At 72.5% G+C, this 16400-nt stretch carries 8 protein-coding genes; 5 read left to right on the top strand and 3 right to left on the bottom strand.

Annotated features, from left to right (window positions below; genetic code table 11):
- Positions 1–335 precede the first annotated feature (335 nt).
- Positions 336–6344 carry a DUF4011 domain-containing protein gene (locus tag ACFY29_RS02385; RefSeq protein WP_386982707.1) on the top strand — a complete coding sequence of 2003 codons (6009 nt, stop codon included), beginning with the start codon at positions 336–338 and terminating at the stop codon, positions 6342–6344.
- Between the two features lie 66 nt (positions 6345–6410).
- Here the strand turns inward: ACFY29_RS02385 and ACFY29_RS02380 are convergent, their stop codons facing one another.
- From ACFY29_RS02380 to ACFY29_RS02370, 3 genes are read right to left on the bottom strand one after another with little or no spacing between them, the layout of a single operon-like run.
- Complete coding sequence (locus ACFY29_RS02380; protein ID WP_386982705.1) at positions 6411–7181, bottom strand: hypothetical protein; 771 nt, start codon at positions 7179–7181, stop codon at positions 6411–6413.
- 36 nt (positions 7182–7217) lie between these two features.
- Entirely contained in the window at positions 7218–8552 is a 1335-nt protein-coding gene (locus ACFY29_RS02375) for an HEXXH motif domain-containing protein (RefSeq protein WP_386982703.1), read from the bottom strand.
- A complete protein-coding gene (locus tag ACFY29_RS02370; RefSeq protein ID WP_386982702.1) occupies positions 8549–9757 on the bottom strand; it encodes an FxsB family cyclophane-forming radical SAM/SPASM peptide maturase in 1209 nt (402 codons plus the stop codon). Before ACFY29_RS02370 ends, ACFY29_RS02375 begins: the two co-directional genes overlap by 4 nt.
- A gap of 272 nt (positions 9758–10029) precedes the next feature.
- Here ACFY29_RS02370 and fxsA point away from each other — a divergent pair, with 272 nt between their 5' ends.
- The 4 genes from fxsA to ACFY29_RS02350 all read left to right on the top strand — a co-directional run bounded on the left by fxsA (position 10030) and on the right by ACFY29_RS02350 (position 16399).
- Positions 10030–10212 (top strand): FxSxx-COOH cyclophane-containing RiPP peptide, encoded by a 183-nt coding sequence (fxsA, locus tag ACFY29_RS02365; RefSeq protein ID WP_328415758.1) that lies wholly within the window; start codon positions 10030–10032, stop codon positions 10210–10212.
- Positions 10213–10272: 60 nt separating this feature from the next.
- Positions 10273–14106, top strand: a complete 3834-nt coding sequence (gene fxsT / locus ACFY29_RS02360) for an FxSxx-COOH system tetratricopeptide repeat protein (protein WP_386982699.1) — start codon at positions 10273–10275, stop codon at positions 14104–14106.
- A 12-nt stretch (positions 14107–14118) separates the two neighbouring features.
- Positions 14119–15117, top strand: a complete 999-nt coding sequence (locus tag ACFY29_RS02355) for a hypothetical protein (RefSeq protein ID WP_386982698.1) — start codon at positions 14119–14121, stop codon at positions 15115–15117.
- Between the two features lie 94 nt (positions 15118–15211).
- Positions 15212–16399 (top strand): hypothetical protein, encoded by a 1188-nt coding sequence (locus ACFY29_RS02350; protein ID WP_386982697.1) that lies wholly within the window; start codon positions 15212–15214, stop codon positions 16397–16399.
- The last annotated feature ends 1 nt before the right edge of the window (position 16400 follow it).

The following is a 16400-nucleotide window of genomic DNA, read 5'->3' as shown; positions in this document are numbered from 1 at the left end:
TTCACTGCGTCACCGCAGCGGTACCCCGAAGGGGCTGCCCGAGTCTCCCGGCGGCCCGGTGCCCACCGCGCCACAGAACGATCATGCTGGGCGACGCGGACCTTTACAACCGTCTATCGGGCCGTAGCCGGCGATTCCGGCCGTGGACATACCTGTACGAGCTGCGCATGGGGCCAGCTGCGCCGCGCGTCACCGGTTTGAAGCGGACCTCGGCTGGCTGCCGCCGGCGGCCCGCCGACTGGTCGGTCCGACGCCGCGCACGGCCGGGGCCCTCTCCACCGGTCGGGTGACCGTTAGGCTGGCCCTCCCTGGTCTCGTCAGCTGGAGAAACGCCCATGTCCGACAGCGTCTTCGCGCAGTTCAGCGCCGACGACGACCAGCTCGCCGTCGGGCTGCTCGTGCAGCCGGCGATCAACGCCGCCCTGGTGCACAACCGGGTGCCGTTGGTCCGTCACCTCACGCTCGTCAACCGTGGCGCGGTGCCGCTGACCGACGTGACGCTGACGCTGGAGTTGCTCGGCCCGGACGGCGCGCTGACCGAGCCGTGGACGCGTACGCTGACCGCCCCGTTGCGTCCGGGGGCGAGCACGAGCTGGGACGACTTCCGGGACTTCACGCCCGACCGCGTGCTGCTGTACCGCACCGACGAGGCGTTCCCGGTCGACTACCGCCTCATCGTCGAGGCAGTCGAGGCAGATGACAAGGCGTTGACGCTGGTTGCCCCGTCAAGAGTGTTGGCCCACAACGAGTGGTTCAACAGCCCCGCCCTGTACGACAGCCTCGCGGCCTTCGTGCAGCCGAACACCCGGGCGGTGGAGGCGGTCCTGCGGGCTGCCGCCCGGATCCTGCTCGCGCGGACCCGCTCCGGCTCGCTGCAGGGCTACCAGGAGGGTTCGGAGCGGGCGGCGCTGATCGCCGGTGCCGTGTACGAGGCGCTGCGCCAACTCGAGATCACCTACCAGACCCTGCCGGCGTCCTTCGAGAACACCGGCCAGAAGGTACGGACGACAGCCGCGGTGCTCGACGGCCGGCTCGGCAACTGCCTCGACTTGTCGGTTACCTACGCCGCGTGCCTGGAGGCGGCAGGGCTGCACCCGCTCATCTTCATCAGCGAGGGGCACGCCTTCGGCGGCTTCCTGCTGGAGGAGGAGCGGCTGGGCTCGGCTGCGGTGACCGAGAGCAACCTGCTGATCTCGATGGTGGACTCCGGTCGGGCGGTGCCGGTCGAGCTGACCCGCATCGGGCCGGGCGCGCAGTCGGCGACCTTCACCGAGGCGGTACGGGTCGGGCTCGGCCACTTCCGCGGCGACGGTGATCGCATGCAGGGCGTCGTCGACGTACACCTGGCCCATCGCTCGGGGATCCGCCCGCTGCCGTCAGCCGACGAATTGGTCACCCCGGCGCTGGTCAAGGAGTCGACCGCCGACGCAGGGGCATCCCTCGACCTTCCGCCCGGCGTCGCCGCCGCGAAGCTGCGACAGCTCGCCGACGACGGTGACGAGGTGCCGCAGCAGTCCGACGGTTCGCCGGCGCGCGTCCAGCAGTGGAAGAAGTCGCTGCTCGACCTGAGCCTGCGCAACCCGCTGCTCAACCTGCCCAAGCGTGGCCGCGGCCTGGACCTGCACGTGCCGGCGGGTGCCCTGGCCCTGCTCGACGACCTCATCCACGACGGCCGCCAGGTGCAGGTCATCCCGCAGGACGACATCAGCCACGTCCACGAGCTGGCCGGGGCACGCCGGGCACAGGACCTCGACGCCGAAATCCTCACCCGGGAACTGCGCACCGACCGCCGGGTCTACGGCGCGGTCACCGACGCCCGCTACAAGACGGCGATGCGGGCGCTGCAGCGCGAGGCGCGCACGATGGAGCAGGAGACCGGCAGCAACTACCTCTACCTGACCATCGGCACCCTGGTGCACACCAAGACGACCGGGGGAGAGGCGTACGCGCCGCTGTTCCTCCTACCGGTGCGCATCGAGGGCGGCAGCGGCCGTCGCCCCTACGCGATGGTCATCGACGGCACCGAGGTCGCCAGCCCGAACTACTGCCTGATCGAGTGGCTGCGGGTCAAGCACAGCGTCCGGATCCCGGCGTTGGAACAGCCGGTCCTCGACGAGCACGGCATCGACATCGCCAAGACCCTGGCCGCGATCAACACCGGCCTGCTCGACAACCGGCTCAACTACCGCATCGACGAGACCGCCAGCCTCCGGCTGCTGCAGTTCTCCACCTTTCAGATGTGGCGGGACCTCACCGACCACTGGCCCCGGTTCATGGAGAACCCGGTCGTCCGGCACCTGGTCGAGTCGTCCGGCGCCACGTTCGACGACCCCGCTCGCCCCGAGCACGACGTCGATGTCGCTGTCGACGAGGCGGACCTGCACCTGCCCATCCCCGCCGACGGGTCGCAGATGCAGGCCATCGTGCGCGCCGAGCGCGGCCACTCCTTCGTCCTGGAGGGCCCACCCGGCACCGGCAAGTCCCAGACCATCACCAACATGATCGCCCGGGCGGTCAGCGCCGGCCGGTCGGTGCTGTTCGTCGCCGAGAAGCAGGCCGCGCTGGAGGTGGTGAAGCGCCGCCTCAAGCAGATCGGCCTCGGGCCGTTCGCCCTCGACCTGCACGGGCGCAAGCAGTCCCTCAACGCCATCCGCCAACAGCTGCGCGACGCCCTCGACCAGTACGACCAGGGCGGCGACGGCACCTGGACGGCCGTCGAGACGGCCTACCGGACGCGACTCGCCCCACTGGCCGAGTACCCGGGCCAGGTGCACACCACCAACCCCGTCGGGATGTCGCTCTGGTCGGCCTACGAGCAGACCCTGGCGTACGGGGACGGCCCGGTCGCCCCCATTCCGGTGAGCTACCTGCACGCGCCCGCCGAGGCACGCGCTCGGGTCGAGACAACCCTGCGGGAATTCCCAGCGGCCGCACGCTCGGCGCGGATCCGGGCCGCGCACCCGTGGGCGCTCAGCGGCTGCCGCACCCTCGACGGGCTGCACGGCGCCGCCGTCACCGAGATCGCCGCCGAGCTCGAACGTCTCCGTGCCGACCTCGCCGCCCACCCGCACCTGGTCGAACTGCTGCGGACGCTGCCCGCCCCGGAGACCGTGAGCGAGCTGCAGGCGGGCGCCTGGCTCGCCGTACGCGGACTGCTGCCGGACCGGGAGACCACCCTGCGCGCCAGCGACCGGCGGTGGGACGAGGCGGTGGCCCGACTCCAGGCGGACCTGGCGGCCTTCCGGCAGGGCTTCGCCGGCGAACTCGCCACCTTCCGGCCGGACGTGTTCGCCCGCCCGGAGCTGACCGCCTGGCACGGTGAGGCTCAGGAGGCGGCGAAGAAGCTGCTCGGCAAGCGCAAGCGCCGGCAGGCCATCGTGGATCGGCTGGCGGTGCACCTGGTTGCCGGTGCGACGCTCGACGCCGATCGGGTGGAGGTTGCCACCGGTCGGCTGGTGGCCGCCCAGGCGCAGGCGGTCGCGCTCCACCAGCATGTTGTCGCAGTGGGCGGGCTGCGGCTGCCGCAGTGGCAGCCCACAGACCCCAACGCGCAGGAGCGGCTGACCGAGGCGATCGAGGCGACCCGGGCCGGCCGGACGCTCCTGGCCCGGCACCCGCAGGCCTGGGAGCTGTTCCACAGCGGGTTCACCGACGTCGGCGCGACCCTTCTCGACCGGTTCGCCTCGCGGTGGCGGGCCTGGCGCGGGGTGTTGCGCTCCGCCGGGCCGGAGCTGACCCTGTGGGCCGCCGGTTCGCACTGGGTCGACGCCTGGCAGCGCGACGGCGTGGCCTGGCTGCACGAGTTGCAGAGCGAGGAGCTGTTCCCGCTGCGCCGATGGGCGACCGTCCTGGGCCACGCCGACGTGCTCGCCTCGGCCGGCCTCACCGAGTATCGGGACCAGCTGCTGCGCGCCGAGGTGCCCGCGCAGCTGGCCGAGGAGGTCTACCGGCGGGGAGTCGCGGCGGCATCCCTCGCCGAGCGGGTACGCGCCGGGGGCCTGCAGTACTTCGACCCGGAGCTGCACGACGACGAGATCAGCCAGTTCGAGGCGGCCGCCGGTGAGCTGCGGTCCGCGCTGCCGACGCAGCTGCCGTCGGTGCTGGTCCGTCGCCGCCCCTTCAGCCCGACCGACCGGCGTGGCCGCTTCGCTGACTTCGCCGCGGAGCTTCGCCGCAAGCGGGGCGGCAGGTCCTTCCGTGAACTGTTCGAGCAGTACCCGGACGCCGTGCTGGCGCTGACCCCGTGCGTGCTGGTCAGCCCCGCGTCCGCGGCGAACTTCCTGGCACCGGGGAGCCAACGCTTCGACCTTGTCATCTTCGACGAGGCCTCACAGATCCGCGTGGCCGAGGCGATCGGCGCGATGGGCCGGGGCAGCGCCGTGGTGGTGGTCGGCGACTCCCGGCAGATGCCGCCGAGCAGCATCATGCAGGCCAGCCACACCGTCGACGAGATCGACGAGGGCAACGGCCCGGTGCCGGAGGACCTGGAGAGCATCCTCAGCGAGGCCGTCGAGTCCGGCCTGCCGCAACGGTGGCTCTCCTGGCACTACCGCAGTCACGACGAGTCACTCATCGCCTTCTCGAACCGCTACTACTACGACAACAAACTCTCCAGCCTCCCGTCGCCCGGTGCCACGAGCACCGCAGGTGTCACCTGGCGGCGCGTCGACGGCCAGTACGACCGGGGCGGATCACGGACCAACGAGGTCGAGGCGCGGGCGATCCTCGTGGACATCACCCGGCGGTTGCACGACCCGGCGACCGCCACCCAGTCCGTCGGCGTGGTCACCTTCAACATCCAGCAGCGGGACCTCATCCTCAACCTGCTGGAGGAAAGCGTCGACCCGATCATCCGCGAGCACCTTTCCGGTGCGGTCGCGGAGCCGATCTTCGTCAAGAACCTGGAGAACGTGCAGGGCGACGAGCGGGACGTCGTCCTGTTCTCCCTGGCCTTCTCCACCAACCCGGAGACCGGCCAGCTCCCGCTGAACTTCGGCCCGCTCAGCCAGGCAGGCGGCGAGCGGCGGCTCAACGTGGCCATCACCCGCGCCCGCCGCCAAATCGTCCTCTATTCGTCCTTCGACCCGTCGGACATCGACCTGTCCCGTACGTCCGCGCTGGGCACGCAGCACCTGCGGGCGTACTGCGAGATGGCCGCCGCCGGCGCGGACCGCTTGGGTGACCTCGCCACCGACCGCACCGAGCGGCGCAGTCGGATTCGCGAGGAGGTGGCCGCGGCGCTGCGCGACCGCGGCCACGAGGTCCGCACCTCACACGGCCTCTCCGACTTCACCGTCGACCTCGCCGTCCGCAGGCCAGGGGCGCCGCGGTGGCAGGTGGCCGTCATGCTCGACGGCCCCGACTGGAGCGCCCGCCCGACGGTGGCGGACCGGGACTCGGCGCCCGCGCTACTTCGTACGATCATGGGCTGGCCGGAGGTGGTGCGGTTCTGGCTGCCGGCGTGGATCCACGACCGGTCGGCGCTGCTCGACCAGGTCGACGAGGCGGTCACCCGAGCCGAGGCCCCCGCGACAGCCGAACCGGAGCCCGAGCCGGCCGAGCCGCAACACGGCGAGATCGAGCTGCCTCAGCCGCGCGCCGCAACGGACATCGAGCCGTCGCCGTCGCGCCCGGCGCCGGCCGCCGCGTTGCCACAGTCGCGGCTCGCCGCGGACGAGGAGCCCCTCCGGGGCGCGTCGTTGGCGCCCGTCACCGGACTCGCCGCCGTGTCCGCACCGCCTTCGGTGACGGTCGCGCCCGCGAGAGCGTCAGGCACCATCACGGCGAGCCCGTTCATTCCGTACGTCCCGACGCCGCTCGGCGACCAGGCGGACCTCGACCTGCTCGCCACCGACCAGCGGGTACGCAACCTGATGCGGACCGCGCTCCGCGAGATCATCGAGGCGGAGGGACCTGTCGAGCAGCACCGTCTCGCACGCCTGGCCCTCGCCCGGTTCGGCTTCCTCCGAACCCGTGAGGACCGCCGCACTGCCGTGCTCGCCCTCGTCGACTCCCGCCGGTTGTACGCGCACCCGACCGTGAGCCGGTACGCCTGGCCCGATGGGGCTGACCCGCAGACGTACCGCGCGTATCGGGTCACCCAGGCCAGCAACGACCGGGCGTTCGAGGAGGTGCCGCCCGAGGAGGTGGCCAACGCCTTCGTGCACGTGCTGCAGGACGCGCCGAGCATGGACGAGGAGCGGCTGCTGCGCGCCGGCCTGGAGCGGCTCGGCTACCGCCGCCGTACCGACAAGATCGACAAGCTGCTCCGGTACGGGCTCCACGTCGCCCTGACCAGTGGCCGCCTCCGCTTCGACCAGGAGGGCCGCCTCACCCTGGCCTGACCGGCGCACAAAGGTTCGCCAGCCCGCTGACGCCCTGACGTCGGAGCGACCGTCGCATCAGGACGGTCAGCCGGCACCGTTCGAGCGCTGGATGAGGTGCTGGACCCACTTGTCGAACTTGCCGCTGGCCCCGCCGAGCAGGCCGGTCAGATCCTGCTCGGTGACCATTCCACGGTCGGTCAACGACACGATGAGGCCGCGCAGCCGCCGGTGGTCGTCCGCCTCCGAGGGCTCGACCGGGCCGCCCGTGCCCATGTGTCGTTGCAGGTCCTGAAGGATGTCCATCATCTGCGGCAGCGTCTCGATGATCTGCGACAGGCCGGTTTCGTGCGGGCTCGACGAGCCGCGCAGGTCCTGCAGGGTCAGGGCGACCGACATCGGGGTGACGATGTCGGCGTCCGTGGTTATCGAGTCGATGGCGCGGCCGAGCTGTTCCATGGCGGAGTGGACGCTGTCCAGGTCGGTGTGGTCGACCAGGATCGTGCGCATGCCCTGCACGTCGAAGGGGAGTTGCTGGTCCTTCGCCATCAGCTGCACGAACGGCTTTCGCAGCGCGTGCCGCACGGCCAACTCGTAGAAGACGTTGGCGTTCTGGTCGGTGAGGTCGGCGATGACCAGGTCGTTCTGGATGATCCGGTCGAGCACCTGTGAGGTGATCAGGCCGGCGCGTTCGATCTCGTCACCCCGGATCGCCTGGAACCCCCGCGCCTCGACCACCGGGCGGATGACGTGCTTGAGGATCTGGTCGCTACGCCGGCGGATATCGGAGCCCTCCGGGCCGATCGGAGCGATCACGAAACACTCACGGCGGGTGGGTTGCTCGTTACCGTCCCCCATGCGCGACAGCGTAGAGGAGCTCGGCGAGTCTCGCTGTCACGCTGGTCGCGCCCCGGCCCGCTCCCGGTCCCAGCGGGCCCGATGCGCGGCGAGCAGCTGCCCGGCCTCGGCCGCCGCGTCCGGGGTCACCGGTTCCCGGGCCCAGCGGTCGAGGACCGGTGCCATGCCGTCGACCAGGCATCGGCCGACCGTGGTCAGTCGCGGCCGCGCGGTCAGCACCTGGACGGTCTCCCCGGCGGCCCGGGTCCACCGGGCGAACTCGACCTCGGCGTGGTGCCGGGCGGCCCGGTCATGCTCCACCAGCCGCTGCCGGCGCCAGAAGCCGGCCACCCCCAGGTGGGCGTACGCGCCGTGCAGAAGGCCGTCCAGCGGTCGGGGGTCGGGTCGCCACGGCGCGTAGAACGACTCCTCCGGCCCCGGCTCCACCAGCGGGAACAGGTCAGTCAGCCCGGCGAGCTTCAGGTGCTGGATCTCGTGGGCCAGGGTGACCGCCGTGGAACGGGCATCCGGCGGCAGGGACATCGCCACCGACCCGAAGCCGTGGTGGAACGTGCCGCTGCGGACTCCGGCCCGTGGCGCGGCGAGCGGCACCAGTGCGCAGAGCGCCGCCGCCAGCTCCTCGGCGACCGCCCGATGCTCGTCGGTGAGCAGGCGCCACGCCCCGCGCAACCGGTGCAGCCACCGGCCCGGGTCGGAGACGGGACCGGCGATCGGGTGGGCGCCGACCTCGACCGTCGTCGGCACGTGTCGCCACGTCCCGGTGTCCAGCAGCAGCCGCAGCGAAAGCCCGCCGTGGGTGGCGCGCAGCTCGGGGAAGGGTCGCCACCGGTGGTCGGGCACGTGGTCGTACCCGATCTCGATCCGCTCGCCGGCGCAGCGCACCTCCGCGCGCCCGCCGGCGCACCGCACCCGGGCGCGGGTCGCCGTGGGGTCGACCCGCAGGGTGCCGAGGCCGGGCAGGTCCAGCCGGCCCGGCGTGGCCGGGTTGAGCGGCAGGTCCAGGTCGGCGTCCGCGCGGGCCCGCACCGCCGCGGCCGCGGCCACCGCCGCGAGCAGACCGGGGTACGCCGCCGCGCGTCCGCCCCGGCGCAGCAGCGACGCGGTGCCGAAGGCCCAGGCGGCCACCGGCGGATGGCCCCACGCGGCCCGGCGCTGGTCCCGGGTCAGCCCACCCACCATCCGATACGCCGCCTCGACCGCTGCCCGGTCCGGATGGTCCACCCGGTGGGTGAGGACGACCAGAGCCCGGACCAGCATCAGGTTCTTGCTGTGCTGTGCGGCCCTCAGCAGCTCGATGGAGGCCGAGCCGCCCTGCCCCTTGGCGAGGTCGTCGAGGATGGATCGCGGCAGCCGGTGCCCGGCCGGCGTCACCGCGCCGCCCTCCGCAGCGCCGTCACGTCCCGGCGCAGGGTGCGGCGGATGTGGCCGATGAGCCGGTACAGGTCGGCGCAGTACACCGACGGGTTGTCGAAGCCGCTACCGGCGCGCCAGCGGTGCGTGTAGAGGCCGCCGCCGCAGACCCGGTGCAGGTCGCAGGTGCGGCACTCGGCGGAGAGCCCGGCCACCCCGGCCTGCTGCGCCCGGACGCCGGGCTGGTCCAGGGCGGCGTCGAAGGTGTCCCGGTCCACGTGCAGGCCGGTGTGCCCGGCACCGGCGTGGGCGGCGCCGAGGGTGTCGTCCATCTCGATCGCCCCGTCGGTCTCCACCACGGCGACAGCGACCGGGCTGATCCCTACCCCGGCCAGGCGGGAGGAACCGCCGAGCAGGAGTTGGATGATCTCGTCGAAGAGGCGGACCCGGGTCTGCTGCCCGCCGTCGGCGTGCCACTCGTCGAAGACGGCGATGAGCCAGTCCGCGTACGGGGCGTGCATTGGGTTGGGTGGGCGGCCGGCGGGCGGCGCCGACCAGGTGCCGTGGGGCAGCAGGAAGTCCACCACCGGGGGCTGGTGGGCCAGCAGGCTGCGATAGGTGGTGAGCGGATCGTTGCGCAGGTCGACGGTGCAGAGCAGCCCGTTGAAAAGCCTCCGATACGACCCGGTGAGCCGGTGCAGCGCGGCCTCGACCCGGTCGTGGCTGCCCTGCCCGTCCGGCCCCCGTCGGTGCCGGTCGTGCGCGGTGCGGTCCCCGTCGAGGCTGACGCTGACCCCGACGTCGAGCCGGTCGAACAGGCGCAGGAAGGAGTCGTCCAACCGGACGCCGTTGGTCTGCACGCTCACCCGAGCCGGCACCGGCGCGGCCCCGCGCCGCAGCAGCTCGACGGCCCGTGCGACGCCGCCCACCCCGGACAGCAGCGGCTCGCCGCCGTGCAGGACGATGCTCACCCCCTTCAGCCCGTGCCGGTGGGCGTGCTCGCCGATCCGCTCCCCGGTGCGCGCCAGCGTCGCCGCCGACATCACCCGGGGTCGGGACCGCCAGCGTTGGTCGGCCATCGTGTAGACGTAGCAGTGGTCGCAGGCCAGATCGCAGCGGCTGTGCAGCTTCACCACGAACTGTCGAAAGGGGACCGGTCGCCTCGGCGGCGCGGAGCGGACCGTCGCGCCGAGCGACGGCTGGTGGCCGCCAACGGGTCCGGGCATCAGACGCTCCGCCGTCCTGTCGGTCGCCGATCCGGCCACCTGACCAGAGTGGAGCATACATCGACATGCGACGTTCCGCGTGCCGCCGCCGACCGGCGGGTGCCGGTGCGGACCCGTCGTACCTGGTCTGACCGCCGTCCGGGTGTCCGCCCGAAGTGCGGCGCACGGTTATCATGAGCACACTCAGCGGATCTGGCCACCGGTCAATGTCTGGCCCGGCGGTGGGGAGCGGACCGGGCGCGGCGCGACACGGAGACAGGCGGTGGTCGGGGATGGACACCGGAGAGGACGACTTCCGTTCGGAGCTGATCGACCTCACCGACCTGGACCTCACCGAGTTGGACGCTCTGCCGGTCGGCGTCCTCGTCGCCGCGCTGCGACGGCTCGACCGCCGCGCCGCCGCCCCCGGTGACCAGTACGCAGGCTTCGAGAGCGCCCTCGATGGCGACGACTGACCCCACGGGCGCCGCGGCCGACGCTGGCGACCCGCTCCACCGCCCGGGCCGGGGAGAGCCATGAACATCAGCAGGGATGCGACACCGGGTATCGCCACGATCGTCTCGTTCGTGTCGCCCGCCGACGACACCGGCCGCAGCAGCGCGGTGGCCAACGTCGCCTGGATCCTCGCCGGCAACGGCAAGAAGGTGCTCGCCGTCGACTGGTGCCCGAAGACCCCTCGGGTCTACGACTTCCTGCGCCCAGTCCAGGTGGACGCCGTCCCGGCTGCCCGGGAGCTGGGCGAGGACCTCGCCGCCGTGCTCACCCCCGCACCGGACGCGCCGCCGGTGCCACCCGCGACGATGATCGCACCGACCGCGCCCGAGCAGGGCACCCTCTACCGGTACGCGGTGTCCGGCTCGACCGCCACGTTCGCCATGGTCGGTCTCGGCGCCACCGCCGCCGGCCCGCCCACCGGCGATGCCGCCCGGCTCCGGCAGCTGCTCCAGCGGGCCGAGTACGACTACGTCCTGATCGACGCCCCGGTCGACCTGACCGAGCCGGGGATCACCCACGGCGCGGTGCTCAGCGACGTCGCGGTGGTGTGCATGCCACCTCGCCGGCCGGCGGTGCAGCAGGCGGCCGGGCTCGCCGCGGAGCTGCGGCAGCGGGCCACCGGCGGGATCCGGGTGCTGGCCGCGCCAACCCTGCACGAGGTCCCCGAGCCGTGGCGCGGGGAGTCCCGCGACTTTGTCCGCCAGGCCTTCGCCCGACTGCTCGAAAAGTCGTCCGACGCCCCCGACCCCGCGGCGGTGGGGATCGTCGAGGTGCCGGGGCGCAACTACGACACCTTCGAGGACGTGTTGTCGGTGCTCGCCGACGAGCCCGACGACGCGGGCAGCCCGCTGGCGGCGTACGAGCGGATCACAGAGTGGATCACCGGGGGTGAGGTCACCCGGGCGGCCCCGGTGCCGGAGCGGATCCGCAAGCGCTACCGGCATGCGGTGCTCCTGGAGCCGGCGGAGAGTCTCGGCGACATCGCCGTGGCGTACGACCCGGTCGACCGGCCGTGGGCGGACTGGATCAGCGGGCAACTGCGTCGCACCGGGGTCCGGCCCCACCTGTGGGCGGTACGCCCCGGCGTGGAGCCCGACTTCGGGCCGAACGCCACCGTGCTGGCGGTCCTCTCGCCGGATCTCGCCGACCGGGCCGGTGCGGAGCTGTCCGGGCTGCGTCCGGAGTCCGCCGACCAGTCGGCGGAGGTGCTCGGCGTGCTGGTGGCCGGCGACGCGTGGCGGGAGCGGTTCGACCCCGAGCGGGTCATCGATCTGCGCGCGGCTGACGCCATCCGGGCGCAGTCGCTGCTGCTGAGCCAGCTCGGCCTGATCGCCTCCGCCCAGCCCGCCGGCGACCTGCGCAACGTCGCGCGCTTCCCGGCGGACGCCGACCGGCGACTGCGGTTCAACGTGCCGCCCCGCAACCCGTCCTTCGTCGGCCGGGACGACTACCTGGAACGGGTGCGCGACCACCTCGCCAGCGAGGACCGCCCGTTGACCCTGACCGGCGGCGCGGGGGTCGGCAAGAGCGAGCTGGCCCGGGAGTTTGCGCATCGCTTCGCCTACGACTACGACGTGGTCTGGTGGATCCCCGCTCAGGACCGGGAGACCGTCCAGAACGGGCTCGGCGCGCTGGCCGACGAGATCAACGCGGTGGACAGCACTGGGGCTGCGGAGGCCGCCCTGGAGGCGCTCTCCGCACCTGACGGTGCCTTCCCGCGCTGGCTGCTGATCTACGACAACGCCGACGACGCCGATGTGCTGACCGGCCTGCTGCCGCACGACGGCGCCGGGCACGTCCTGATCACTTCCCGGGACGACGGTTCCTCGGGGCTGCCCTCACCGCTGGAGGTTGCCGCCTTCACCGGCGACGAGAGCGTCGCGATGCTGCGTCGGGTGCTCGGCATCGGCACCGAGGACGCCCGGTCGATCGCGGTGGCGCTGGAGCACCTGCCGCTGGCGCTGCGCCTGGCCACGGCCTGGATGCGGCAGCGCGTCGTACGGTTGGAGCACGGCGGGGTGCCCAGCCTGGAGGCCGTGGGTCAGGGTGTTCGGGAGTTGCTGGCCGCGCTGGAGGGACAGTCCGACGAGGACCTCGGCGAGCAGATCCCCGGGTCGCACACCGCCAGCGTGGCCCGGGTCCTCAGGATCACGCTGGAGGCGTTGCGCGCCACGCCCTTCGGTGAGTTGGCCATCCGGCTGGCCGAGCTCAGCGCCTTCCTCTCGCCGGAGGGCATCGGGCTGCCACTGCTGCGTTCCACTCCGATGTTGACCCAGCTCGCCGCCGCGTCCGGCACCGACGCCGACGAGTTGCTGATCAACGCCGTTGAGGTGGACCTGGTTCTCACCGTCGGCGCCCGCTTCGCGCTCTACGACGTCGACTGGGGGCACGGTGCGGCACTGCGGATGCACCGCGCCATCCAGGTCCTGCTCCGGGAGGCCATCCCCGAGCCGGAGCGGCGGGAGCGGCACCGGCAGGTCCTGCATGGCCTCGCCGGCTACGCTCCGACCGATCCGGAGGCCGACGACAACCGCTACGCCGCCGTCTTCGACGAGCTGCAACGGCATCTCGTACCGGCCGGGGCGCTGGAGTCCGACGACCGGCGGGTCCGGCACTGGGTCGTCAAGCAGGTGCGCCACCTGTTCCTGTCCAACGACAGCGATGCCTGGCGCTCGGCGCTGCTGTTGGCCTCGGCGGCGTGCGAACGGTGGGACCGCGGTGACGAGACCGACCAGTTGACCATGCGGCTCTTCGTCCAGACCGCGAACCTGTACCGGGCGCTGGGCAACCACCAGGAGGCGCTGCGGCTGGACGAGCGGGTGCTCAGCGAGCAGCGCCGCCGCTACGGCCTGCGCCACTTCCATACCCTCATCGCCGGTCGCGGCCGGGGCGGTGACCTGCGCGGCCTGGGCCGGTTCGAGGATGCCCTGGTCGAGGACCAGGCCACCTTCAATGGCTTCCGCCAGACGGTCGGCGACGACCACCCGAACACCCGGATGGCCGTGAACAACCTCGGGATCTCCTTCCTGCTCACCGGCGACGCCCCGGAGGCCCTGCGGCTCGCCCGCCTGGAACGGGACCGCCGGATGCTGCTGTTCGGCCCGGAGGACCCGCGGACCTGGCGGGCGTCGTGCCAGGTCGGCACCTGCGAGCGGGAGATCGGCGAGTACGAGCTGTCGCTGGCCACCCTGCGGGAGGCGCTCGCCCGCATCCACGAGCTGCCCACCGGCCGCCTCCTCGACGAGCTGCGGGTCAATCGCAGCCTCGCCGTCACCGAGCGCCGACTCGGCCTGACCATCCCGGCCAAGAAACGCAGCACCGAGACGTTCCGCGGCTATGTCGAGCACCTCGGCGAGGACCACCCGCACACCCGGGGTAGCCTGCTCAGCCTGGCGGCCGACTACTACCACGCCGGCGACGCCGGGATCGCCGTCAAGCACGCCATGCGGTGCCTGCGCGGTTACGAGCGGAAGCTGGCGTCGGGGCACCCGTTCACCGCGATCTGCTCAGTCAACCTGGGCCTGTTCCAGCGCGGCTCGAAGGAGTTCGACCAGGCCGTCTGGTACGGCGAGCGCGGCCTGCGCTCGCTGCGGGCGAAGCTCGGTGACGCGCACCCGTGGACGCTGGCGGCGACGACCTGCCAGGCCGGCAACCTGGCCGCCCGTGGGGACGTCGACAGCGCGCTGCCGGTCCAGGAGGAAACATGCGTGACCTCCCTGCATTATCTCGGCCGTGGCCACCCGGTCACGCGGGACGCCCTCGCCAACCTCGCCGCGATCCAGGCGCTGCGGGACGACGCCCCGAACGCCGCCGCTGCGCTGACCGACACCGATATCGATGTGCCGCAGAGCTGAGGGAGTGACCTGGTGACGGATCCGGAGCTGCGCGACGCCCTGGTCGAGGAGACGGCCGAGCAGGACGTCCCGGGTTTCCTCAAGAAGCGGGACCTCTGCCGAGGGCTGCTGCTCAGCGGCTGCGGCGTCTACCACGTCGCCTACTACACCACCGGGGTGCTCGACTTCGCGCTGGACCTGTTCGCCCATCCGTCCGCCCCGCCGCCAAGCGACGAGGCCGACCTGTCGCAACGCCGCGAGGTGCACCGCCGGGTCGGCGCCCAACTGGTGTACCGGGTCAGCGAGCTGCACCGCCGGCTGGGGGAGTTGCACACCGGGGCACTGATCCGGACGGTCGTGCAGACCCGGTCGGGTCTCGTCTTCTGCAACTCTGTGGTGGGCAACGAACACGTGGTCGGCTTCGCCGCCGTACCCGGGGCGGACGCCGAGCCGGTGGCCGACCCGAGCCGGGTCGGCGTGGTCGACCGGGCCGCCTCGCAGCTCGCCACCGACCTGCGCCGGCTGCTGCGGCAGCGGTCGCAGAACCCCGGCGGCTGGAACACGGACACGGACGGGGAACCGACACCGGACCCGGCGCCGGGGGAGGACTTCCCGACCCACGTGACCGGGTCGTCCACGCCCGACGGGGCCCTCACGGCGGCACTGCGCCCGGCGGGCCTGCACTACCTGAGCCACCACCGGATGGGTGAGCACGCGGCGGTCGACATCCTTGAGCACCCCGATCTGGAACCGTTCTTCAACCGGGGCATCACCGTGGCCGATCGGCGGGACCGCTACCAGCGCCTCGCCGGTGACCTGTCGCTGCTGGCCCTGCAGGTGGGTCGGGACCTGCGTCGGGCCGTCGCTGGGGACGTCACCAGGCTGGTCCTCGACGTGGAGATGGGCGCGATCTACTACTACCGGCTCTCTTCGGACGACTATCTGTTCGGCGTCACCCTCGACCAGGACCTGGTCTCCCGCGCGGACGAGGAGATGGCGACGGTGGCCCGACGACTCGCGGTGCCGGCCTGAATTGTCCGGGGGGATCGACGTGGTTCGTGATTGAGGTGGTTTCCCGCCGTCGGTATCGTCACCTCGGATCAATCAGGAGCGACGCGTCGGTTGGATGGCCGTGACCGTACTGGCGAGATCAGCGGCCGTGGTCGCCGCCGCCCTGGCCGGGTTGCTGGTGGCCTGGGCCGGCGACATCGACGGGCTCGAACGCGCCCCCGAGTACGTTCTGCTCGCGTCGGTCCTGCTGGCGGTGGGCCTGGTCGGGAGCACCCGGGACATCAGCCTCGCCGAGGTCCGTGCCCACCTGGGCACCGTGCTGCTGGCCGTCACGGTGGGCGTGGTCGCCAAGGCCGCGCTCATCGCCGGGGTGATGGTGCTGGCCTTCCGCGACCCCGCATTCCTGGTCCTCGGTGTGGCCGTCGCCCAGATCGACCCGCTCGCGGTGGCCGCCATGAGCCGTCCCGACCGCACCTCGGCCCGCGCCCGCTCCATCCTGTCGATCTGGGCGTCCTTCGACGACCCGATCACCGTGCTGCTCACCGTCTACGTCTCCGCGTTCGCCCTGGACCTCAGCGGAGGTGACGGGGGCGCGCTCGCCGGCGCGATCAGCGACCGTCCGCTGGAGCTCCTGGTCGACCTGTTCGCCAACATCGCCTTCGCGGCGGGCGCCTGGCTGCTGTGGCTGCTGCTGCGCGCCGCCGGCCTGCGGGAGGACGGGCCCCGCCCGGTGCGACCCCGGGTCCGGTCGGCGCTCAACTGGCTGGCCGTGGCGCTGCTGGTCGCGCTGGTTCTCTTCGCCGCCTGGCAGTTCCTCATGCTCGGCGTGGCGATCGCCGGGCTCTTCTTCCGACCTCGGCTCGGTCCGGTCGTCGGCCGGTCCACCCAGGCGGCGTACCTGGTCGCCACCTTCCTGCTCGGGCTGTTGCTCGTGCAGGGGGTGGACGTCGTCCCTGGGGTGGTGCTCGGCCTGGCGGCCGTGGCGGCCCAACTGGTGGTGTCGGTGCCGATCACCCGTGGCCTACCCACGTCCGACCGGCGCTACCTCGCCTGGGGGCAGCAGAACGGCATCACCGCGGTGATCCTCGCCCTCGTCCTCGAACGGGACTTCCCCGGCACGGTGGGGATCGTGGCGACGGCCATCGTGGTCATCAACGTCATCCACGCCCTGGCCACCGCGCTGCTCGACCGGCGTCGCCCCGGCGGCCCGGGAATGGTCGCGCCCTGGCCGGACGCCGACCCGACCGGGCCGCCCCGGATGCGTGAGGTCCCACCGGCCCGCACCCTGGAACCGGACCGTTGAG

The organism is Micromonospora sp. NPDC000668 (assembly GCF_042897975.1).
Taxonomy (GTDB): Bacteria; Actinomycetota; Actinomycetes; order Mycobacteriales; family Micromonosporaceae; genus Micromonospora.
This window is presented reverse-complemented; position numbering and strand designations above follow the sequence as displayed.

Excerpts from the sequence above, each read along its gene's own strand:
- ACFY29_RS02385 (WP_386982707.1), top strand. The coding sequence starts at position 336 with ATGTCCGACAGCGTCTTCGCGCAGTTCAGCGCCGACGACGACCAGCTC.
- ACFY29_RS02380 (WP_386982705.1), bottom strand. The coding sequence starts at position 7,181 with ATGGGGGACGGTAACGAGCAACCCACCCGCCGTGAGTGTTTCGTGATC.
- ACFY29_RS02370 (WP_386982702.1), bottom strand. The coding sequence starts at position 9,757 with ATGCCCGGACCCGTTGGCGGCCACCAGCCGTCGCTCGGCGCGACGGTC.
- fxsA (WP_328415758.1), top strand. The coding sequence starts at position 10,030 with ATGGACACCGGAGAGGACGACTTCCGTTCGGAGCTGATCGACCTCACC.
- fxsT (WP_386982699.1), top strand. The coding sequence starts at position 10,273 with ATGAACATCAGCAGGGATGCGACACCGGGTATCGCCACGATCGTCTCG.
- ACFY29_RS02350 (WP_386982697.1), top strand. The coding sequence starts at position 15,212 with ATGGCCGTGACCGTACTGGCGAGATCAGCGGCCGTGGTCGCCGCCGCC.